Here is a 19,418-nt window from a genome sequence, read left to right as displayed (position 1 = left end):
TATTTTCTAGACGGGCTTTTTATAAGTCGATACTGAGTGAATCAGTTAATGCGCGCGAGCAGCAGGGGGTAAACTGGTCATTGAGTGATTTTTCAATGTCGGTCAGGAATTGGTCTCGGTGGTCTGGCGTGCCGCTAATAACCTTGGTAATACAAGAGCCACACACGCCTTGTTCGCAAGACGAATCAAGCTCTATGTCAGCGTCTTCTAATACTTCCAATACCGTTTTGTCGGCGGGTATTTCAAGGTGGATACCAGAGCGAACCAGTTCAAGGGTAAAGGCTTTATCACTGTCATCAAGCTCAATGGGGGCCGCATTAAAGACCTCTTTATGGAGGTTTTCTTCTGACCAGCCGAGCGCTTTTGCTGAGCCGAAGATATAATCCATAAAGCCATTTGGTCCACAGGTATAAAGGTGACTGTCTTTATTGAGAGCCCCTTCTTGGCTTAAGGCTTGTTTTACTACGCGGTCCTTGTCATCACGTTCATCACTAAAATGAAAAAATACCTGTTCTGCGAATGGCGAATTACTCAAATCGTCAAAAAAAGCGGTATGGCTTTTTGAGCGTGAGAAATAGTGCAGCTCGAAGTTTTGCTCAAGCTCGTTAAGTACTTGTGCCATAGAAAGCAAGGGTGTGATGCCAATGCCACCGGCAAAAAGTAACGTTTTATTACTGTTGTTTTTTAATGGGAACAAGTTACGAGGAGATGAAATCTGGATTGTGTCGCCAACTTCAAACGTGTCATGAACCGCCGAAGAGCCACCGCGAGAATTGGCGTCTTTTAGTACGGCAATTTTGTAAGTTTGATGATTTTTTGGGGCATTGTAGAGTGAGTATTGGCGGACTAGCTTTGCATTCACTTGCACATCAATATGCGAGCCAGCTTCGAAAGCAGGTAAAGCGGAACCGTCAGATTTACCTAATTCAAAGCTGATAATGTCAGCGGTTTCTTGTGTCTTGCTTAGAATAATAACATCCAACATGGGGCGGCCTTTTAATTTTTTTATGGCTTTATGCGCATTCACTAAATATAGTTGTTATGTCAACTATATTTAGTTTTTGGTTGTTATGTCAACTATCTTTCTGTGGTTATTTTGTGTGTTTTTAGAAATATAAAAAGAAATCAAATGGTTATGGCGTAATTGTGTTGGGTAATAACTAAACAAAGTAAGTATAAGGAAAGGCTTTTCATACGCTGTGAGTGTGAGTAGCATAATAGGTCTGATGACAGAGATATTTTTAAAATGACGAAAAAACGGATAACAACTAAAAATAATCAGTTAGATTTAGATCGATATGTACCTGCACTTGTTACCTTTTTGGCAAACAAGCTGTCCAGCGGGGCATCGGCTTGCTATCGAAAAAACTTTGATGTTGGTGTGGTGGAATGGCGGTTATTGGCGCTGTTAAAAGTCGAGCAAAATATCACGGCTAATCGTATGTGTCAGGTAATTGGGCTAGATAAAGCAGCTGTGAGTCGAGCTCTGAAGCTATTGAGCCAGCGAGGCTCAGTTAACTTTATAAAAGATGAAAAAGATGGGCGCTCTTCGTTAATTTGCTTAACCAAAGAGGGTGAAATATTACACGATAAAATTTTACATATTGCTTTAGAGCGAGAAGCGTTATTACTCGGTGGGTTTCAAGCAGAAGAAGTGGAGGTTTTGCTACGATTATTACATAAATTAAATGCGAACATTGGGCAAGTTAATGCATTTGATCCAAATGGACCAGTGTCAACACAAGACTGAGAAATATAAGAGGGAATGGCATCCATTTTATATTTTCTGTCGTATAACCCTTATGTATAAATAAAGCGATGGGCTTATTTTAAGCACACATTAAAGGAGGGAATATGATTAAAGTACATCATTTGGAAAACTCACGTTCGCAGCGTATTCTTTGGTTGCTGGAAGAACTGAAGTTAGAGTATGACCTAGTTGAATATAAACGAGACCCTGAGACGGCGGCCGCCCCTGAATCTTTGAAAAAAATCCATCCATTAGGCAAGTCACCCGTGATCACTGATGGTGAACTAACGATTGCCGAATCGGGTGCGATTATCGAATATTTATTGGATAAATACGATACAGAAAAGCGTTTGCGACCTTCTGAAGGTCAGGCATTACTGGATTATCGCTATTGGTTACATTTTGCTGAAGGTTCTTTGATGCCTTTATTAGTCATGAAATTGGTGATGATGAAAATTCCTGAAAGTCCGATGCCTTTTTTTATAAAACCGATTGCGAAAACGTTAAGCAATAAGGTCCAAGAAAAGTTTATTATGCCGCGTCTTAAGCCACAGTTAGCCTTTATTGAAAAAGTATTGGGTGAGCATAAGTGGATTGTGGGCGATGAATTAAGTGCCGCCGACATACAAATGAGCTTTCCATTGCAAGCGTCTAGTGGCCGTATTGATGTGACTCAGTTCCCGAACCTATGTCGTTTTATTAAACAGGTAGAAACGGCCCCAGCGTATCAAAAAGCCATAGCAAGAGGCGGTGCTTTTACAACACTTTAACTCTTTTTTCAGAAAGACAGGTTTTTAGAAAGACAGGCTAGGGTATTGTCTCCTAGTGACCACAGGCATGATTAGCAATGTCCTGTGGTCGAGTAGGTATTACAGGTGATTAAATCGCGCTGCAAATGTATTTCATTTCTAAATAATCTTCAATACCGTACTTAGAGCCTTCACGACCAAGACCAGATTGCTTGACACCACCAAAAGGAGCGACTTCATTGGAAATTAGGCCTGTATTATGACCAACCATGCCGTACTCTAATGCTTCAGAGACGCGGATTGTACGGGCATGATCACGGGTAAAGAAATAAGCCGCAAGACCAAAGATGGTGTCATTGGCCATGGTGATGGCTTCTTCTTCTGTGTCAAAGGCAAATAATGGCGCAAGAGGCCCAAAGGTTTCTTCCTGCGCCACATTCATCTCAGGCGTAACGCCTGTTAATATTGCTGGAGAGATAAATAGCCCACCTAAACGATCGCCACCGTGAATCAAAGTCGCTCCTTTGCTCACCGCATCATTGATGTGTTCTTCTACTTTGACAATGGCTTTTTCTTCTATCATAGGGCCTATGTCTGTGCCGGCTTCAGCACCATTACCGACTTTTAATGCTTTGACTTTTTCCATTAATTTTGCGGCAAATTGATCGTACACGCCACGTTGTACCAAAATACGGTTGGCGCACACACAGGTTTGGCCTGCGTTACGATATTTAGACGCCATGGCACCTTCAACCGCTTTATCAAGGTCCGCATCATCAAATACGATAAAAGGGGCATTACCGCCCAATTCAAGAGAGACTTTTTTGATCGTGTCGGCACATTGAGCCATCAGTAAACGACCCACTTCGGTAGAGCCTGTAAACGAAAGTTTGCTTACTGTGTGGCTATCGGTCAGTACTTTACCAATTTTGCTGGCCGAACCTGTGACCACTTGGAAGACGCCTGCAGGGATGCCAGCACGTTGCGCCAGTTCAGCAATGGCTAAAGCGGTAAGTGGCGTTAAATCCGCTGGACGAACAATCATTGAGCAGCCCGCCGCTAAAGCGGGTGCCGCTTTTCGCGTAATCATAGCGGCTGGGAAGTTCCATGGCGTGATGGCCGCGGTGACACCAATAGGTTGGCGAATAACGGTTAGGCGCTGGTCTGCTCTCGGAGCCGGGATAGTGTCGCCATAAATGCGTTTTGCTTCTTCCGCAAACCATTCAATAAAAGACGCCGCGTAAGCAATTTCACCTTTGGCTTCGGCTAATGGCTTACCTTGTTCTGTTGTCATCAGTAACGCCAAATCATCGGCATTCTCCAGCATTAATTCAAACCAACGGCGTAAAATGCCAGAACGTTCTTTGGCCGGTAAAGCCGCCCATTTTTTTTGAGCCACCTTAGATGCTTCGATTACCGCCGGGATTTCGTCTGCAGAAAGGTGAGGAATCTCTATAATGGTTTCACCTGTCGCAGGGTTAGTGACTGGATGTGTGGCTTTTGTTTTTGCTTCGATCCACTCGCCATTGACTAAACAACGAGATTTAAGAAGGTTCATATCCTTTAACATGAGTATCACCTATCTGTTGGTAATGAAAAATAAGTATGTTTTTTATTCTTTGTGGTGGCGTTATCGCCTGCTGTCTCATACATGAGTCATTCAGCTATTATTAAATTTTCGAGGGTTAAAGTAAATAGATTAACATGTTAACTAATTTTTAATGTTAAAATTGGCGCCTACATCTTATTTCATAGTAAAGATAAAGAGCGGGTTAGTCGGTTAGACGTTCTTATTAAGTGGCGTGATCAAAGCGAATGATAGGACAAGCGTTTATTTAATGCTTATCAAAGATAAACTCTCTCAAAGTAAGCAATACCCGTGTTCAGGGTAGATTGCCCCTTACAATCTATCCTTAATTCTTGTGCATTTCTACAACATTTCTGACTTAATCTTCCCTTCGTTTAACTATATGATGTGGCACCAAATTGTGGCGCAAGTTTCATGGTGAATTTTCGCTAGACTAATTAAATTTTGTGAGAATTTTTTTGAAAATAGTGCTTGTTCCTTTATCGTGTTTACCTCTCATCCCTTTCATATTTATAAAGTGGTTTTTCGTTGCATCGTTGCTAATAATTACGTTTGGTCGTGCTTTTGCACAACAAGATCAAGCCGCACAAGATTATGTTTTTTCTCATCAGACGGTTGTTGATCTAGCCAAAGACCTGTCTCTTTCTCCTATGAAGCCTGCTGAAAAGGCACCCCAAGCTTTGATTGATATGGATTACTCCACTTATCGAAAAATTAATTATCAACAAAATCAAGCTGTCTGGGGCAATACGCCGACCAAGTTTTCAGTACAGTTATTTGCTCCCGGCTTTTTATTTAAAGATTTGGTGTCAATTGATGTCGTTGAAAATGCGCGAGCCTTTCCACTTACTGTGTCATCAGAATCTTTTAATACACCTACGGATGACATTGCGGCGTTGATTGCCAAAGTCGGTCAATACGCTGGGTTACGTCTACATTACCCTATAAATCATGCAGATCGTTCGGATGAATTTGTTGTTTTTCAGGGCGCAAGCTATTTCAGAGCGGTCTCGAAAGGTCAATCTTATGGGCTGTCAGCGCGAGGGCTTGCGGTTAATGTTGCTCAGCCGAAAGGTGAAGAGTTCCCGATGTTTAAAAAGTTTTGGATTGAGCGACCTTCTTCAAGCCAAGATGCGATTGTCGTTCATGCGTTACTTGACAGTAAAAGCATTACAGGTGCTTATCGTTTTGGCATTTATCCTGGCAAACCCACACACATTGATGTTAAGTCCACGCTTTTCCCCAGAGTGGACCTGAAGCATGTGGGTATCGCGCCATTGACGTCAATGTTTATGCACAACAGTTCGCTTGATTCATCTGACCTTCCAGATTATCGACCCGCCGTTCATGATTCAGAAGGGCTGCAAATATTGACCTCTCAGGATGAGATGATTTGGCGACCTTTGAGTAATCCAAAAAGCTTGCAGGTAAGTGCGTTTAGCGGTACTTCACCAAAAGGCTTTGGTTTAATCCAACGACATAGACATTTTGAAGATTACCAGGACTTAGAGGCGCGCTACGATACCCGTCCGTCAGCTTGGATTAAACCCATTAATGATTGGGGTGAGGGCCACATTGAATTAGTTGAGATTCCCTCAGCGGCCGAAACGAACGATAACATAGTCGCTTTTTGGCAACCCAAAGATGGGTTTAAAAAAAGCCAGTCTTACACCTATCAATATTGGATGACTTGGTCAAACGATACGCCAGTCTCCTTAGCTGTTCCAAGAACCATACGCAGTGCCAAAGGCGTAAAAATATTTAGTGATCTTCCTGAAATGGTGATTGATTACAACAAAATGCCTAATGTGAAGTTAGAGGAATTAAGCGTAGATAGCTTTATCAGTAAAGGAAAAATACTGGAGACTTTGGTTATGAAGAATCCAAATAATAATGGGGTTCGAGTGTTTGTTACGTTTGATCCTGCGGACAATGATTTAGCCGAATTAAGAGTTCAACTCAAACAAGGTGAAGTGGCCATGGCACCAACATGGTTATATCGTTGGATAAGGGAATGATTAAATTGGCTAAGGGTAATCTTGCTAAACGGGCTTTACCAGTAGAGTCGCCTTTGGCGATGCCAAGACATGAGGTAAATGAGGCCGCCCAAGCAAGCAAAATGGCCTTCAGCCTCATTGATCTTGTCACCTTAATGGCGCGTTTATTTGTGTTAGTGATGACAGCGGGGCTGTCTTGGTACGGTGCTAGAGAAATGCACAGTGTGTTGAGCGCTAACGGAATTGCAGGATTACAGTGGTTATTCTTAGCGTTGTTTTGCGTTAACTTCTCTTGGATCTCTTTCGCTTTCTCACAAGCTACGCTAGGATTGTTGTATCAAATCTCTCCCTTCTCAAGCCGTCGAAAAGAAAAAGAAGCCGAGGGCGTTACGGCCATTTTACTGCCTGTGTATAACGAAGATCCTGTGCGCATTCGCGCCACTATACATGCGATGCATCATGACTTACTGAAACAGGCTCCAGGCCAATTTGCCTTCTTTATTTTGAGTGACACGAATAAAGCCGATGCTTGGGTTGCAGAGGAACAAGCGTTTTTCCCGCTGTTAAATAATGACTCAGCGGCTTGCCCCATTTTTTATCGTAGACGCTATAATAATGCCGAACGTAAAGCGGGCAACATTGCAGAATGGGTTATGCGCTTTGGGGATGATTACGAGTGCATGATTGTATTGGATGCGGACAGCCTAATGGGCGCAGAGTGCTTGGTTTCTTTGACCCGTCGAATGAGTGCCGAGCCGAGTTTGGGTCTCATTCAAACGTTGCCGACTATTATTCGTGCAAATACTTTATACAGTCGTCTTCAGCAATTTGCTAATCACTGTTTTGGGCCAATTTATGCGTCTGGCCTAGCCGCTTGGCATGGTAATTCATCTAATTTTTGGGGACATAATGCCATTATTAGAACCAAGGCCTTTGCTGAAGCGTCAGGTCTCCCTGTACTGGCGGGAAAAGCACCGTTTGGTGGGCATGTGATGAGCCATGACTTTATGGAAGCCGCATTGTTACGCCGAGCGGGTTGGGGAGTGCGGTTTGATACTGACTTAACCGCTTCTTACGAAGAAGCACCTCCTTCTCTCGTGGATGTCATTGTTCGCGATCGTCGTTGGTGTCAGGGTAACTTGCAGCATAACGCTTTTGTGTTCGCTAAAGGGTTCCATTTCGCCACTCGTTTACACTTGTTTTCTGGCATTATGTCGTATTTAAGTGCTGTCTTTTGGTTGTTATTAATTCTGGTGGGGTTCGCACTGGCCATACAGGCTTATTTTGTTCGTCCAGAGTATTTTGCCAATCCCTCGCTGTTTCCCACTTGGCCAGTATTTGACTTCGAAAAAGCGCGCTCTTTGTTTATTCTTTCTATGGCATTAGTATTAGCGCCAAAAGTGTACGGCTGGTTCGCTGCCCTGTTGAATTTCCGACGTTGTTTGCAATTTGGCGGTCCCATTCTGCTTACACTCAGTACCATGGTGGAAGCCGTTTTATCGGCGTTATATGCTCCCATTTTGATGTTGTCTCAGTTTCAAGTGGTTTACAGTGTATTCAAAGGTAAGGACAGCGGTTGGAAACCTCAGTCGAGAGACGACGGTGCAACGTCATGGAAAGTGGCAAGTCGCGCACACTATAGTCACACCATATTTGGTATGGCTTTAGCAAGCAGTGCGCTCTTCTTAAGCGAAGAATTATTTTATTGGTCTTTACCGATTAGCTTTGGCTTAGTGTTTTCAATACCGCTTTCTTGGCTCAGTGGGGGCAGAAAGCGAGGTAATCTCATTCGTTTTTTTGGGATTCTTCGTGCACCAGAAGAAAAGCAACCACACCCGATTGTCGCGCTTCAGCTGCATTCGATGACGTTAGTTGACGGTTCTTTCAATAACGAATTGGCGTCATTAAAGCGTCTAGTGTCTGATGCCTCATTATTTCATTGGCATCTTGCACAAATGCCAGTAGATAAGGAGAATAAAGAATTTTGCCGTGACTGGATTTGCGCTGAATGGCAAATTCTTAACAACGATAACATAAGTGGTTTATTGGATCATTTAAGTGACGCTGAGTGTTTAGCCATTCTACAGCACCAATCCCTAATGCGTGCCATGCAGAAATATCTACCTGAATAAAACCGGTTGCGTGCGTTTGATGGTGTTGTACTTTTGCAAATCATCATAAAAAAGCTGGCAATTAAAAACAAAAATAAATAGGGTATAGCTCAATATTTTTTATGTACCCATATTGATTATGAACAGTAAGCAGCTCACCTTTTTTCTTAAAACAGCCGAGCTCAACAGCATTGCTGCTGCCGCAAGAGCTTTAAATGTCGCTCAACCAAGCATCAGTTTGCAGTTAGATAATTTAGAGCATGAACTGGGGACGAGTTTATTTGATCGCAGTTTTCGTGGTGTCGTATTGACACAAAGTGGTCAAATTTTTCGCACCCACGCTGAGTCAATAATGCGCCAAATCGAACAAGCTAAATCGGACGTACATCAATTCGAGAACGAACCATCGGGTGTGCTGTCGATTGGTATGACACAGCCCATTGGGAACATTCTTTCTGTTCCCTTGCTTGCGCTTGTTGAGGAAAAGTACCCCAATATTAAGTTGGACTTTCATACCGGGCTTTCTTATAACTTATCAAGTCAGTTGCAATCAGGTGAAATTGATATGGCGATTGCTTCTCCTGATGGCTCTGATTTAAGCCACTTACACCAAACGAAGTTATTTAGAGAGAAATTATTTATTGCCATTGGCAATGAGCCTAAAGTGGCGTCTCACAAGCGGCTAATAGGCAAAAACAATATTACCTTCTCTGAATTAGCTGATCATGAGATTATTGTTACAGGAGCGCGTGATTCGCTTGGCTATTTGTTAAGTTATTACGAAGAGAAAACGGGGATTAGGCTACCGCACAAACCAGCTTTTGGGCAATTAATGACCACTTTACGTTATGTTGTGGATGGTCATGGCGTTTTACTATCGCCAACATCGGCCTTTTTTCATTTACAACAAACCGGTCAAATACAGGCGATAGAAATCGTTGAGCCAACTCTGTGGCGTGAAGTGTGTATTACTACCTCTATAGATCGCCCCCAAACGGCTATGCTAAAAGCGGTTATCCCTCTCATTCGTCAGGTGACTACAATGGAATGTAATTCTGGTCGTTGGCAAGGGGAGGCGTTGTTTCAGGGTTGAGTATTAAGAGAGCGGCTCTTTAGATAATGTCTTAAATACTTGTCGAGCTATTCGATTAAATGCTTCGTAGATTGGAAGCGCTTTGATCGAGCCTCTGCACATTAAATATATGTCTCTTTCAATTGGCACCGTACCCTTCATTGTAATCTCTCGAATGGCATACTCTTTTTTTATGATGGAAGTCGGGAAATGAGGTAAGGCCGCAAGATAAGATCCCGTTTCCAGCATCCTCATTAGAATGATGGCATCGTTTCTAAAAACGACTTTGGTTCTTGTGCTATTAATGCCATAGGATGTAAGCATTTGTTCCGTTTGCTTCTCGAAAGTTGATGAAATACCAAGGCTGAGCCAATCTAATTCTTTAAAATCCTCGATTTGTATTACTTTTTTGTGCGCCAATGGATGGTTCGCTCCGCAAAATATGCCAATTCTGTCTTTTAATATGAGCTCTTGATGAATATTAGAGGACCATCGAGCTAAAGAGTTTGGCGCAAGAATGATATCAAATTGGTCATCCAGTAAACCTTCAATCGCCGTTGCAGGGTTTAAAGTGGTGGCGGTAATGGAAATTTCTGGTAGCTCTTTTACTAATTTTTCAATAATGATCGACATGGTGCTCATGCCAAGAAGAGATCCAAAAGCGATACGTAAGTTTTGTTTAATGCCCAATTTATGACGGGATATTTGTTCTTGAGCAGAGTTAACTTGTCGAATGATGGCTCGCCCATCTCGTGCAAGCGCTTCGCCTAAAGGCGTATTGGTTACACCAAAACGACTGCGTGTAAAAAGCGGGCCACCTGCTTGCATCTCAAGGGTGGCCATCGCTCTTGTTAATGTGGGCTGAGCCATATTGAAATGCTCTGCAGCGGCCGTGATTGATCCTTTATCCAAAATGACTGATAAATAAATAAGATGCTTCGATTCCATCTAGAGGTGCCTATGTCAATTTTATTAGAAAATAACAATACGGGTATTTTGATGCATTGTTTACTGTAAATATAAGTATTTATACCAGAGGCTTATTATACTCAAGTATTCATAAATGTCTGTTTGGAACTCTAAATAAACATTTTACGAATATTTGATGGCAGGGTAGATTAGTTGGAGCTAAAAAAAAAATAAAATAAGCAGGAGTCATAAAATGTACAACCCTAAGAAAGTATTACGTAACGGATTGTGTGCTGTCAGTATGATATGCGCCAGCAGTTTTATCGCATCGTTTAGTTACGCTGAAAAAATTGGCATGGAAACAGCTTCTTCAAGTAGTCTGCTTGGTATGGTTCCTCAAGCCATGGCACCGTACTGGTCAAACAGTGGTGTTGACGTGCAACTCTCCTTAAATCAAACACTTACCAAGTCGCTACTCAAGCTTGGAAAGGGAAGTTTAGACTCCGCTGTTATTCCACCCCCCGCATTTACCGCATTGACTAAAGGTGTTGGTCCCTATGCGAAAATGGCCAGCAAATCTAAGGAACTATCGGCTAATGTCCGTGGTTTATTTACCATCCCCGGTAGTTACTATCACCCTATTACGAGAGCGGATTCAGGCATAAAGTCTTGGTCTGAGGCTAAAGGTAAGCGAGTGTATATAGGTCCTCCAGCCGGTGCTGCGAACATGCAAGTGATTGCATTAGCAAACGCTGGTGGTCTAGCGGAGGGAGAATATGAACCAATCAAAGCACCATGGGGCGCGGCGACACAAAGCTATCAAGATGGTCAGTTTGATGTATATGTTGGAACTTTTGGTTTAGGGTCTCAGTCTGTAGCCGAGCTGAGCTTGGCAAATGATATTCGCATTTTAGGTGTACCAGGCGATAAGATGACACCACCTGAAGGATTAGGTATGCAAGCCGTTCAAATTCCACCAAATACCTATCCTGGCCAAGTAAATGAAAGCTCGGTTATTACTTGGCAAACGGTCATGATGATGGCGGTAAGAAAAGATATTTCTGATGATATTGCCTATACCTTAACTAAGGATTTTATAGAGCATCGTTTAGATTTAGCCGAATCAAACTCCAGTTTTAGAGACCTTCCAGTCACGGATTATTTTGCTGGTGTTAATGCCCCTTTGCATCCAGGAGCCGTACGCTACTATCAAGAAATTGGTGTGGGTATTCCTGACAAACTAATGCCTTAAATTTTCTTAAAATACATACACTTATTGACCTGTAATAATAACTAAAGGAGGTCGTGGGCACTAGGAGAGGGTATGTCAACTTGGCATGTCATTGGCGATATTCTAGTGCGCGTGATTATGAAGGCGAAAGCGGATTACTAGAAATTTGCAAAGTCTGGTCGCTATGCATTACCACGCGGAGCGTGGGAACGAGCTCAAATACATACTGTATGCACTAAGTAAAGGAGAGCGAGGGAGCTAGGAATTCAAATAGTCGAGTAATTGTCTAGGAACGAAGCTGGAAAACAGGCGAGCACTCTCAAGCAGGCCGAGCACTCTCGTTCCCACGCTCTGCGAGGTAATGCATATGGAGGTCGTGGGCACTAGGAGAGGGTATGTCAACTTGTCATGTCATTGGCGATATTCTAGTGCGCGTGATTATGAAGGCGAAAGCGGATTACTAGAAATTTGCAAAGTCTGGTAGCTATGCATTACCACGCAGAGCGTGGGAACGAGCGTAAAGTCTGGTAGTTATGCATAACGTATGAGTCCTCACGGAGACAGTGGGAACGAGTATAAAGTCTGGTCGCTATGCATTACCACGCGGAGCGTGGGAACGAGTGCAAAGTCTGGTAGTTATGCATAACGTATGAGTCCTCACGGAGACAGTGGGAACGAGTGCAAAGTCTGGTAATGCATATTTTGTGAGGGAGAGAGCAAAAAAAAGAGCACTGTTTTCAGGGTACTCCTTTTTTCTTTTTCAGTTCATGGTTTATTCTTCAAAAATGGCGACGGCGCGGATGAAGCCAGCGGAGCCGTTTTTGATTTTATATGGGAAGCAAGACACCATGAAGCCATCGGCAGGTAGGCTTTCTAGGTTAGACAGCTTTTCCATTTGTCCGTAGCCAATATCCCGGCCGGCTTTGTGACCTTCCCAAATAATGGAGGCGTCACCTGATTCGGCAAACTTTTCGCGTGTGTATTTGAAAGGGGCGTCCCAGCTCCATGCATCGGTGCCAACCACCCGTACCCCACGTTCTAACAGGTACATGGTGGCTTCACGTCCCATGCCAATCCCAGCTTCTAAATACCCTGGTTCTCCGTAAATGGCGCCAGCGCGAGTGTTGACTAGAATGATGTCTAAAGGTTGCAGCTCGTGGTTGATGCGCTTTAGTTCGGCCTCAACTTCGGCGGCGGTGATGATGTGACCATCAGGGAAGTCGCGGAAATCCAATTTTACGCCCGGTTGCAAACACCAATCTAAGGGCAATTCATCAATCCCATACGCTGGTTTGCCACCGTCTGTAGTAGAGGCGTAGTGCCATGGCGCGTCCATATGTGTACCATTATGGGCGCTCATTACCATTTTTTCAGCTGCCCACGCTTCGTCACCGGGCATGTCTTCTTTTTTTAAACCGGGAAACATGTTACCCATTTCCGGCCAGCCTTGTTGGTGGTCGATGTAGTCTATTTTAGGCAGCAGTGGAGGAGGATCGGTATAAGGGTTGTTGTCTAAGGTCACGGACAGATCGACAAGGCGTCTGGTCTTGGATGGTTTCATGGAGTAATACCTCTTTTTATTATGGTGCATTCTATTAGTGCAATACCTTTAATAATAAAGAAAAAGCATTGGTTGATTAAGTTGATAATACTCACTGGTCACCTTGATATTATAAACTTGACTTTTATTCTGAATTTGAGTGTTACCTAGATAACGGGAATGGTAGCGTGAACTTAAGATGACGTTGCCTATAAAAAATAAACCCCAGACATAGCATTATGTTTGGGGTTTATTGATCAATCTAGAGCACGGTCGATAGACAGTGGTTTTATTTATTGAGGTTTTTAAGGATGGTGTCGGTATACCATTCAATAAAATTGACCACGCCAAATTCATAGGTTTCAGAATAAGGACCTGGTTGGTAAGCCATTGAGTTAATGCCTAGTTGGTTTTGTTCGCCCAGTACTTTATCTTGTTCATTGGTGGCGTCCCACACTTGGCGTAGGCGTTCAGGGTCGTAATCCACTCCTTCTACAGCGTCTTTGTGAACAAACCATTTTGTTGTTACAAGGGTTTCTTGAGCGGAAATGGGTAACACTCGAAAGACAATAAAGTGGTCAGATTGCATGTGGTTCCATGAGTTGGGCAAGTGCAAAATACGCATGGAGCCCAACTCAGCATTTTTCACTCGGCCAAGCATTTTGCTACAGCCATGGCCGCCGTCAATGGTCATCACCTTGGTGCCTTTCTTTAAGGGCATGCGTACTATTCGATTACGCAGTCCAGGGCCGAAGCTTTTATGTTGATGCGGTATGTTTTCTGCGTCCCACTGGTCCGATTGTGCTTTGTAATGATCTAGGAATTCCTGTGGTGCTCTTGGATCTTGTGTATCGTCCCACTCAAGTAGGGTGTTTAACAGCTCTGGGTGGTTGGCTGCACAGTGATAGCATTCACGGTTGTTTTCAAGCACCAGCTTCCAGTTTGCCCTTTCATACATATTGGATTCAATGGCCAGTTTGGTGTTTTCAACATCGTAAGGTTCCATGTACGCTTCTAACGTTTGTAGAAACGCATCAAAGTCACCTTCGGGTGCGTCATCGGCCAAGCAAACAAAGATAAATCCGCCTGCTGTTTTGCAGTGGGCACGTTTTAGTCCGTGCTTTTGTTTGTCGAAACTGTCTCCCATTTCTGTGCCTGCGAACAGGAGATTACCTTTTAAGTCGTAGGTCCACTGGTGATAAGGGCATACAAGATTGGCTACCTTTCCTCTGTGCTCTGTACAAATTCTCGATCCACGATGTCGGCAGGTATTATGAAAGGCATTAATAGAACCGTCTGCGTCTCGGATGACCAATACTGGGTTTTGTCCGACCTCTAAGGTGAAGTAATCTCCTCTTTTCGGTGCTTCGCTGGTCATTCCCACAAAGAGCCACTCTTTTTGAAAGACTTCTTCCATGTCGATTCGGAACATATGCGGATCATTATAAAGCGGCGCATCCAATGAATAATTAGCTGGTCGAGAGGAGAGCAAGGTAGACATCTCATCACGAGCTTCTTTTAGTGTGGCATGGCGCAAGTTTAGCAAATCATTTTGGTTCATCTTTTTCAGCCTTAATGACAAAAAGAGTGGATGTTGTTCTTTTCCTTTATAGGACAAGCGTTATATAGGATTAAGAGAGATAAAAGGTGTTTCTCTGCATTGTTTCTCTGCATTGTAGATAGGGCAATGCTCACACAAGGCTTGTTTTTAAAAATGCCTGTTCACGACACGCGGCCGACAAAAATCGACTCTTATTCGAGGGGTAAGTGCATGGGCTATATGGAATGGCTGCTATGAGCAACAAATTGTCGTGAATGGTTAACTTCAATACTAGGAGTAGAACGACAATGCAAAAATGAAATTACACAACGATGCAGTAAGAGAGAATCATTATGACAACTTCAAATGCGACTGGCGTTAATGCGGATTACTTTATCCCGGTAAATACGCAAACTTGGGTAAATGGTCGACACAATGTTCGTTGTGTAAAAGTCATTCAAGAGTCATGGGATGTTCGTACTTTTTGTTTTATGGCGCAACAGCCGATTCTGTTTTTCTTTAAACCCGGTCAGTTTGTGACTTTAGAGCTTGAAATTGATGGTCAGCAAATTATGCGTTCTTACACCATTTCCAGCTCGCCTTCTGTACCTTATAGTTTTTCCATTACGGTAAAACGAGTACATGGCGGGATGGTCTCAAATTGGTTGCATGACAATCTTGATGAAGGTACTGAACTTGCGGTGCATGGACCAATAGGGAATTTTAATTGCATTGATCATCCTTCTGAAAAAGTGCTGTTGTTGTCTGGTGGGGTTGGTATTACCCCGGTTATGTCAATGGCACGCTGGTGGTTTGATACCAATGCTGATGTCGATGTGACCTTTGTACACAGTGCTCGTACCCCTAGAGATTTGGTTTTTCCTCGTGAGCTGGATCACATGGCGTCGCGGATTGGCAATTTTAGTTTGCATATGATTGTTGAGAGAATGCATAACGGTTTGTCTTGGAATGGTTACCGTGGTTTTTTAGATTTTGCTAAGTTGCAAATGATTGCCCCAGACTTCTTGGAACGTGAGGTGTTTTGTTGTGGACCCGCGCCTTATATGAAAGCGGTAAAGGCACTCTTAGAAGAAAAAGGCTTTGATATGAGTCGTTACCATGAGGAATCGTTTGGTGCGACGCCAGATTCCATTGTGGAAGATGCCATTGAATTAGCTGAAGTGGCTCAAGCCGAGGCAGATTCCATTAAGCGCGAGGACTTATTAACGGTTGAGTTTGCTAACTATGGGAAAAGCGTGCAAATTGCGCCGGGCGAAACGATTCATAATGCAGCAGCGAAATTGGATTTGCACATTCCTAAGGCGTGCGGTATGGGAATATGTGGAACCTGTAAAGTGCTAGTGAAGGAGGGCGATACCTCAATGGAGCATAATGGTGGCATTACCGATGACGATGTGGAAGCCGGCTATGTTTTATCCTGTTGTACTGTGGCTAAATCGAACATCAGTGTTGAGTATTAAAAAATATTGCTTTTATCTTAAAAGAAAGTTACAAGTGTTTTAAATTAGTGCACAGCAGCAGACTAGATAAGGGTCTGCTGAGTATTTAATTGGCCGTAAGTTGTTAGCAATTGGCGGGAATGATAACTGCCTTGAGTAGTTAATTAAAAAATAATAAAAAGTGTTCGATTGGTTTGTTTCTTGCTACGTATCGAAAACACTTACGTAAGAGGAAAGAAATATGGTCAAAGTAACAGGTGCTTCGCCTTCCCCTACTATTGGTAAATCAACCACTCGAGTTGGTTTCCTGCTACTTGATCATTTCACTATGATTGCTCTTGCCTCTTCAATAGAGCCTTTGAGAATGGCAAACCAGCTCTCGGCCAAAGAACTCTACAGTTGGCATGTATTGACAGAGACAGGCCTACCTTCTTCTGCCAGCGATGGTTTGAGTCTTACGCCGGATTCCTCTCTTGAGAACGCCCCCGAACTGGATATGATTGTTGTGGTTGGTGGTGTCGATATCACACGTAATTTCACCTCTAAACAAGTGAGCTGGTTACAAAAAAGGGCGCGTAAAGGTGTTCATGTTGGCGCAATTTGTACTGGTGCTTATGTATTGGCGCATGCTGGTTTGCTTGATGGCTATAACTGCAGTGCGCACTGGGAATGCTTAACCATATTGCAAGAAAACTATCCTAAAGTGAACTGCAATAATAAGCTTTTTACTATCGATGATAAACGTTTTACCTCTTCCGGTGGCAGTGCACCTTTAGACATGTTTTTAACCTTAATTGCCCGTGAGCACAGCTCAAAATTGTCTAGTGCTGTGTCAGATATGTTTATTTGTGATCGGATTCGCACAGAATCGGATCAGCAACGGGTATTATTACGTCAGGTAAACAGTGGCGGTGGTTTTAAGCCTAAGCTCGTGGATGTGATTGAACTGATGGAAAACAACCTTGAAGAGCCGATTGATCTTGATGAGTTAGCGGTTTTTGTGGATGTTTCAAGGCGACAATTAGAAAGGATGTTCCATAAATATTTAGACTGTTCACCGTCGCGTTATTATCTGCGATTACGGCTGGATAGGGCTAGGCAGTTATTAAAACAGTCGAGTATGTCTGTTGTGGAAATTTCTGCAGCGTGTGGCTTTATTTCAACTCCGCATTTTAGCCGTTGTTATCGTAAGCACATAGGTACCTCGCCAAGAGATGAGCGTAAGATGGTCTGGTCAACGGATAATTTCCAGCCGATCCAAAAAGAGCCTGGTTTGGTTTCAATCACCGACAGTGAACGATTTGCCCATGCTTCTTTGGCATTAAATAAAGCTCAAACCGAGCCTAGCTTTGGTAGCGTTGATCTGGGGAATGATCTGAGTTGTTCTGTTATTACCTATTAGATGAGGGAAAATAGAAGGGCAATAAACATCGTAGAATTACGGCCTAAAGTAAGTGCGTATTCCGAATAGTCACTTACTTAGGGAATACAATATGGATCGGTGTTAATTCGATTCAAGTTCTGTGAGTTCTTTTAATAAAAGGCTCAGCGCTTTCATTTTTTCTTTGCCCATTTTTTCAGTTAATTTCTCGTAGGATTTGTCTACTTTAGGGCTGATTTCATCGAACACTTTTTTAGCTTCTTCACTTAATGACAATAAGGTAATACGCTGATCTTGGGATGATCGAGTTCGAATGAGTAAGCCTTCTTTTTCAAAGCGACTGATAATTCTTGTTAAGCTGGGGCTTAAAATACAGCACTTTTCGGCCAATTGACGTGCTTCAAGCTGGCCATTGTCATTTAAAACTCGGATGACCCGCCATTGCTGCTCTGTAAACCCCGTTTCTTGTAAGATCGGGCGGAAAAACATCATGGCTGATTCACGAGCTCTAAGCAATTGTAATGTAAGCGAGTCTTCTAATTTTTTCATAATCTATAAGGCGTGTAAGAGGTGATTGGAAAATCGAGTGTAATTAATATGTTAAGTATTAATATAGCAAAATGCTTGCCAGTTTGCATAGATAAAACCGCTGACTTTATTTCCCTTTTAGATTGATCTCACTGTGATAAGCCAATGCTTGAGGTGTATGAACATCGCAAGAGTCATACAAGCAAAAATTAGGATAAAAACCAGAAGCGGTGATGAGGTCACAATGAGGGGCGTAAATTGCGAGAATATGGCGCCTGATAACAGCTGCAGAAAACCCATTAAGCCAGCGGCCATACTGGATTGGTTGCTGATGCTACTAATGGCGGCGGTTTGATTGTTTGGTTGACTGATGCCTCGACCAAAAGTAACTAAGCTCATCGGTAAAAATAACGCCGCGTAACTTTGCTCTAATACGAGTTGCCCTAACAAGAGCAACAAGGCACCACAAATGCTGATGCTGTTGCCTATGAGTATGGTACGATCCAGTGTCACTTTTTGGTTAATAAGAGTGCTGAGATAACCGCCTGCCATGAAGGCAATAGAGATGGTAATAAACCAATAACCAAACGCATGAACGCCACCATCAAAATCATTAGTAATATAGGGTGACGAGCTAACAAACACATAGAAACAAATGGCGACCAAAGTATTGGCTAGGGTATAAGAACGAAAATCGCTTGCTTTTAGTAGTTGTCCATAGAGAGAAATGTTCTCTTTAAATGACGGGCGCCGCTTTTTTTGCTCAAGTTGCGGGACCAATTTAAAGGTCAGCATCAATGCCAATAAACCTTGTAGAAGTGAGGCGAAAAAAATAATCTGCCAACCAAAGTGACTGTTGATAAAGCCACCGATGAGCGGTGCGATACTCTGAGAAATAGCTATGGCCATAATGATATAGCCCATTTTTTGTGATGCTTTTTCTTTACCTGCGCCGTCAACTAATAAAGCCCTTGCTAACGATATAGCGATCGCTCCCCCTAGACCTTGCATGATTCGACCAATAAGCAAACTCTCTAAATTACCAAATACGCCAGCCATCGCACTGCCTAACGTAAAGCTAGCAAGGCCGAGTATCATGGTTTTCCTATAGCCTAAATGATTAACAATGCCACCTACTAATAGCTGCCCTATTGCTAAAGACAGTAAGTAAAGGGAATAGCTGAGCTGCACTAAACTGATATCAACATTAAGTTTCTCTGCAATGCTGGGTAATGCCGGTAAAAGAAGGTTGATCGCAATAGGGCTGCTCATTGCGATAAATATAAGATAGCTAAGTGGAAGAGTGGGCATAGTGTTTTCTTAATGTGTCTTTATAGGGTGTTGTATTAGATGCTTTGTTCTAAAACATAATGCGTTCGTCGAGTAATGAAAAAAGAAGGTACTCGGTTAAACAACATAACGTGTAAGGTCAAGGTTTGTAAAATAGATATTTTAGGTAAGGTCATAGATTATTCAGATACTTGTACTTACATGCTGAGGCTCTACCATAAAGATCACAAGAATAAAGATCATAAGAACGTGCTTCTGTAGAGATTAATGCT

Annotated in this window: 15 protein-coding genes; 8 read left to right on the top strand and 7 right to left on the bottom strand. The window is 42.8% G+C overall.

Going from position 1 to position 19,418, the window contains the following annotated elements:
* Positions 1-19 precede the first annotated feature (19 nt).
* A complete protein-coding gene (locus tag IEZ33_RS12925; protein ID WP_191600459.1) occupies positions 20-985 on the bottom strand; it encodes a PDR/VanB family oxidoreductase in 966 nt (321 codons plus the stop codon).
* A gap of 261 nt (positions 986-1,246) precedes the next feature.
* On the opposite strand from IEZ33_RS12925, the gene IEZ33_RS12920 reads away from it, so the two are divergent.
* Together IEZ33_RS12920 and IEZ33_RS12915 are read left to right on the top strand one after the other, a co-directional pair.
* A complete protein-coding gene (locus IEZ33_RS12920; protein ID WP_191600458.1) occupies positions 1,247-1,750 on the top strand; it encodes a MarR family winged helix-turn-helix transcriptional regulator in 504 nt (167 codons plus the stop codon).
* Positions 1,751-1,854: 104 nt separating this feature from the next.
* On the top strand, positions 1,855-2,520 hold the full coding sequence (locus IEZ33_RS12915; protein ID WP_191600457.1) for a glutathione S-transferase: 666 nt from the start codon (positions 1,855-1,857) through the stop codon (positions 2,518-2,520).
* 109 nt (positions 2,521-2,629) lie between these two features.
* Here IEZ33_RS12915 and IEZ33_RS12910 read toward each other — a convergent pair whose 3' ends face one another.
* The gene (locus IEZ33_RS12910; RefSeq protein ID WP_206696853.1) at positions 2,630-4,069 is read right to left on the bottom strand and encodes an NAD-dependent succinate-semialdehyde dehydrogenase; all 1,440 of its coding nucleotides are present in this window, start codon (positions 4,067-4,069) and stop codon (positions 2,630-2,632) included.
* A 554-nt stretch (positions 4,070-4,623) separates the two neighbouring features.
* On the opposite strand from IEZ33_RS12910, the gene IEZ33_RS12905 reads away from it, so the two are divergent.
* The 3 genes from IEZ33_RS12905 to IEZ33_RS12895 all read left to right on the top strand — a co-directional run bounded on the left by IEZ33_RS12905 (position 4,624) and on the right by IEZ33_RS12895 (position 9,288).
* Positions 4,624-6,105 (top strand): glucan biosynthesis protein G, encoded by a 1,482-nt coding sequence (locus IEZ33_RS12905; protein ID WP_240009529.1) that lies wholly within the window; start codon positions 4,624-4,626, stop codon positions 6,103-6,105.
* Positions 6,102-8,216: a glucans biosynthesis glucosyltransferase MdoH gene (mdoH, locus tag IEZ33_RS12900; protein WP_191600455.1), complete on the top strand. Its 2,115-nt coding sequence runs from the start codon at positions 6,102-6,104 to the stop codon at positions 8,214-8,216. Before IEZ33_RS12905 ends, mdoH begins: the two co-directional genes overlap by 4 nt.
* A gap of 118 nt (positions 8,217-8,334) precedes the next feature.
* A complete protein-coding gene (locus IEZ33_RS12895; RefSeq protein ID WP_191600454.1) occupies positions 8,335-9,288 on the top strand; it encodes a LysR family transcriptional regulator in 954 nt (317 codons plus the stop codon).
* Positions 9,289-9,291: 3 nt separating this feature from the next.
* Here the strand turns inward: IEZ33_RS12895 and IEZ33_RS12890 are convergent, their stop codons facing one another.
* Positions 9,292-10,215: a LysR family transcriptional regulator gene (locus IEZ33_RS12890; protein WP_191600453.1), complete on the bottom strand. Its 924-nt coding sequence runs from the start codon at positions 10,213-10,215 to the stop codon at positions 9,292-9,294.
* 214 nt (positions 10,216-10,429) lie between these two features.
* Between IEZ33_RS12890 and IEZ33_RS12885 the strand changes: the two genes are divergently transcribed.
* The gene (locus IEZ33_RS12885) at positions 10,430-11,428 is read left to right on the top strand and encodes a TAXI family TRAP transporter solute-binding subunit (RefSeq protein ID WP_191600452.1); all 999 of its coding nucleotides are present in this window, start codon (positions 10,430-10,432) and stop codon (positions 11,426-11,428) included.
* 751 nt (positions 11,429-12,179) lie between these two features.
* On the opposite strand, the gene IEZ33_RS12880 is transcribed toward IEZ33_RS12885, so the two are convergent.
* A complete protein-coding gene (locus IEZ33_RS12880; protein WP_191600451.1) occupies positions 12,180-12,968 on the bottom strand; it encodes a cyclase family protein in 789 nt (262 codons plus the stop codon).
* A 268-nt stretch (positions 12,969-13,236) separates the two neighbouring features.
* Complete coding sequence (locus IEZ33_RS12875) at positions 13,237-14,508, bottom strand: aromatic ring-hydroxylating oxygenase subunit alpha (RefSeq protein WP_191600450.1); 1,272 nt, start codon at positions 14,506-14,508, stop codon at positions 13,237-13,239.
* Between the two features lie 332 nt (positions 14,509-14,840).
* Here IEZ33_RS12875 and IEZ33_RS12870 point away from each other — a divergent pair, with 332 nt between their 5' ends.
* Both IEZ33_RS12870 and gbdR read left to right on the top strand, forming a co-directional pair.
* Complete coding sequence (locus IEZ33_RS12870) at positions 14,841-15,968, top strand: FAD-binding oxidoreductase (protein WP_191600449.1); 1,128 nt, start codon at positions 14,841-14,843, stop codon at positions 15,966-15,968.
* Positions 15,969-16,188: 220 nt separating this feature from the next.
* On the top strand, positions 16,189-17,349 hold the full coding sequence (gbdR, locus tag IEZ33_RS12865) for a choline metabolism transcriptional regulator GbdR (RefSeq protein WP_191600448.1): 1,161 nt from the start codon (positions 16,189-16,191) through the stop codon (positions 17,347-17,349).
* 102 nt (positions 17,350-17,451) lie between these two features.
* Here the strand turns inward: gbdR and hpaR are convergent, their stop codons facing one another.
* Together hpaR and IEZ33_RS12855 are read right to left on the bottom strand one after the other, a co-directional pair.
* On the bottom strand, positions 17,452-17,877 hold the full coding sequence (hpaR, locus tag IEZ33_RS12860; protein ID WP_191600447.1) for a homoprotocatechuate degradation operon regulator HpaR: 426 nt from the start codon (positions 17,875-17,877) through the stop codon (positions 17,452-17,454).
* A 117-nt stretch (positions 17,878-17,994) separates the two neighbouring features.
* Complete coding sequence (locus IEZ33_RS12855) at positions 17,995-19,167, bottom strand: MFS transporter (protein WP_191600446.1); 1,173 nt, start codon at positions 19,165-19,167, stop codon at positions 17,995-17,997.
* Between the last annotated feature and the right edge of the window lie 251 nt (positions 19,168-19,418).

The organism is Marinomonas algicola, from assembly GCF_014805825.1.
GTDB classification, from domain to species: Bacteria; Pseudomonadota; Gammaproteobacteria; order Pseudomonadales; family Marinomonadaceae; genus Marinomonas; species Marinomonas algicola.
Note: the sequence above shows the minus strand (reverse complement) of the source record. Positions and strands in the feature narration are given on the sequence as shown.

What these genes read in the sequence shown, in the direction of transcription:
- IEZ33_RS12920 (WP_191600458.1), top strand. Translation starts at nt 1,247, where the DNA reads ATGACGAAAAAACGGATAACAACTAAAAATAATCAGTTAGATTTAGAT.
- IEZ33_RS12885 (WP_191600452.1), top strand. Translation starts at nt 10,430, where the DNA reads ATGTACAACCCTAAGAAAGTATTACGTAACGGATTGTGTGCTGTCAGT.
- gbdR (WP_191600448.1), top strand. Translation starts at nt 16,189, where the DNA reads ATGGTCAAAGTAACAGGTGCTTCGCCTTCCCCTACTATTGGTAAATCA.
- mdoH (WP_191600455.1), top strand. Translation starts at nt 6,102, where the DNA reads ATGATTAAATTGGCTAAGGGTAATCTTGCTAAACGGGCTTTACCAGTA.
- IEZ33_RS12895 (WP_191600454.1), top strand. Translation starts at nt 8,335, where the DNA reads ATGAACAGTAAGCAGCTCACCTTTTTTCTTAAAACAGCCGAGCTCAAC.
- IEZ33_RS12880 (WP_191600451.1), bottom strand. Translation starts at nt 12,968, where the DNA reads ATGAAACCATCCAAGACCAGACGCCTTGTCGATCTGTCCGTGACCTTA.
- IEZ33_RS12915 (WP_191600457.1), top strand. Translation starts at nt 1,855, where the DNA reads ATGATTAAAGTACATCATTTGGAAAACTCACGTTCGCAGCGTATTCTT.
- IEZ33_RS12925 (WP_191600459.1), bottom strand. Translation starts at nt 985, where the DNA reads ATGTTGGATGTTATTATTCTAAGCAAGACACAAGAAACCGCTGACATT.
- IEZ33_RS12890 (WP_191600453.1), bottom strand. Translation starts at nt 10,215, where the DNA reads ATGGAATCGAAGCATCTTATTTATTTATCAGTCATTTTGGATAAAGGA.
- IEZ33_RS12875 (WP_191600450.1), bottom strand. Translation starts at nt 14,508, where the DNA reads ATGAACCAAAATGATTTGCTAAACTTGCGCCATGCCACACTAAAAGAA.
- IEZ33_RS12910 (WP_206696853.1), bottom strand. Translation starts at nt 4,069, where the DNA reads ATGTTAAAGGATATGAACCTTCTTAAATCTCGTTGTTTAGTCAATGGC.
- IEZ33_RS12855 (WP_191600446.1), bottom strand. Translation starts at nt 19,167, where the DNA reads ATGCCCACTCTTCCACTTAGCTATCTTATATTTATCGCAATGAGCAGC.
- hpaR (WP_191600447.1), bottom strand. Translation starts at nt 17,877, where the DNA reads ATGAAAAAATTAGAAGACTCGCTTACATTACAATTGCTTAGAGCTCGT.
- IEZ33_RS12870 (WP_191600449.1), top strand. Translation starts at nt 14,841, where the DNA reads ATGACAACTTCAAATGCGACTGGCGTTAATGCGGATTACTTTATCCCG.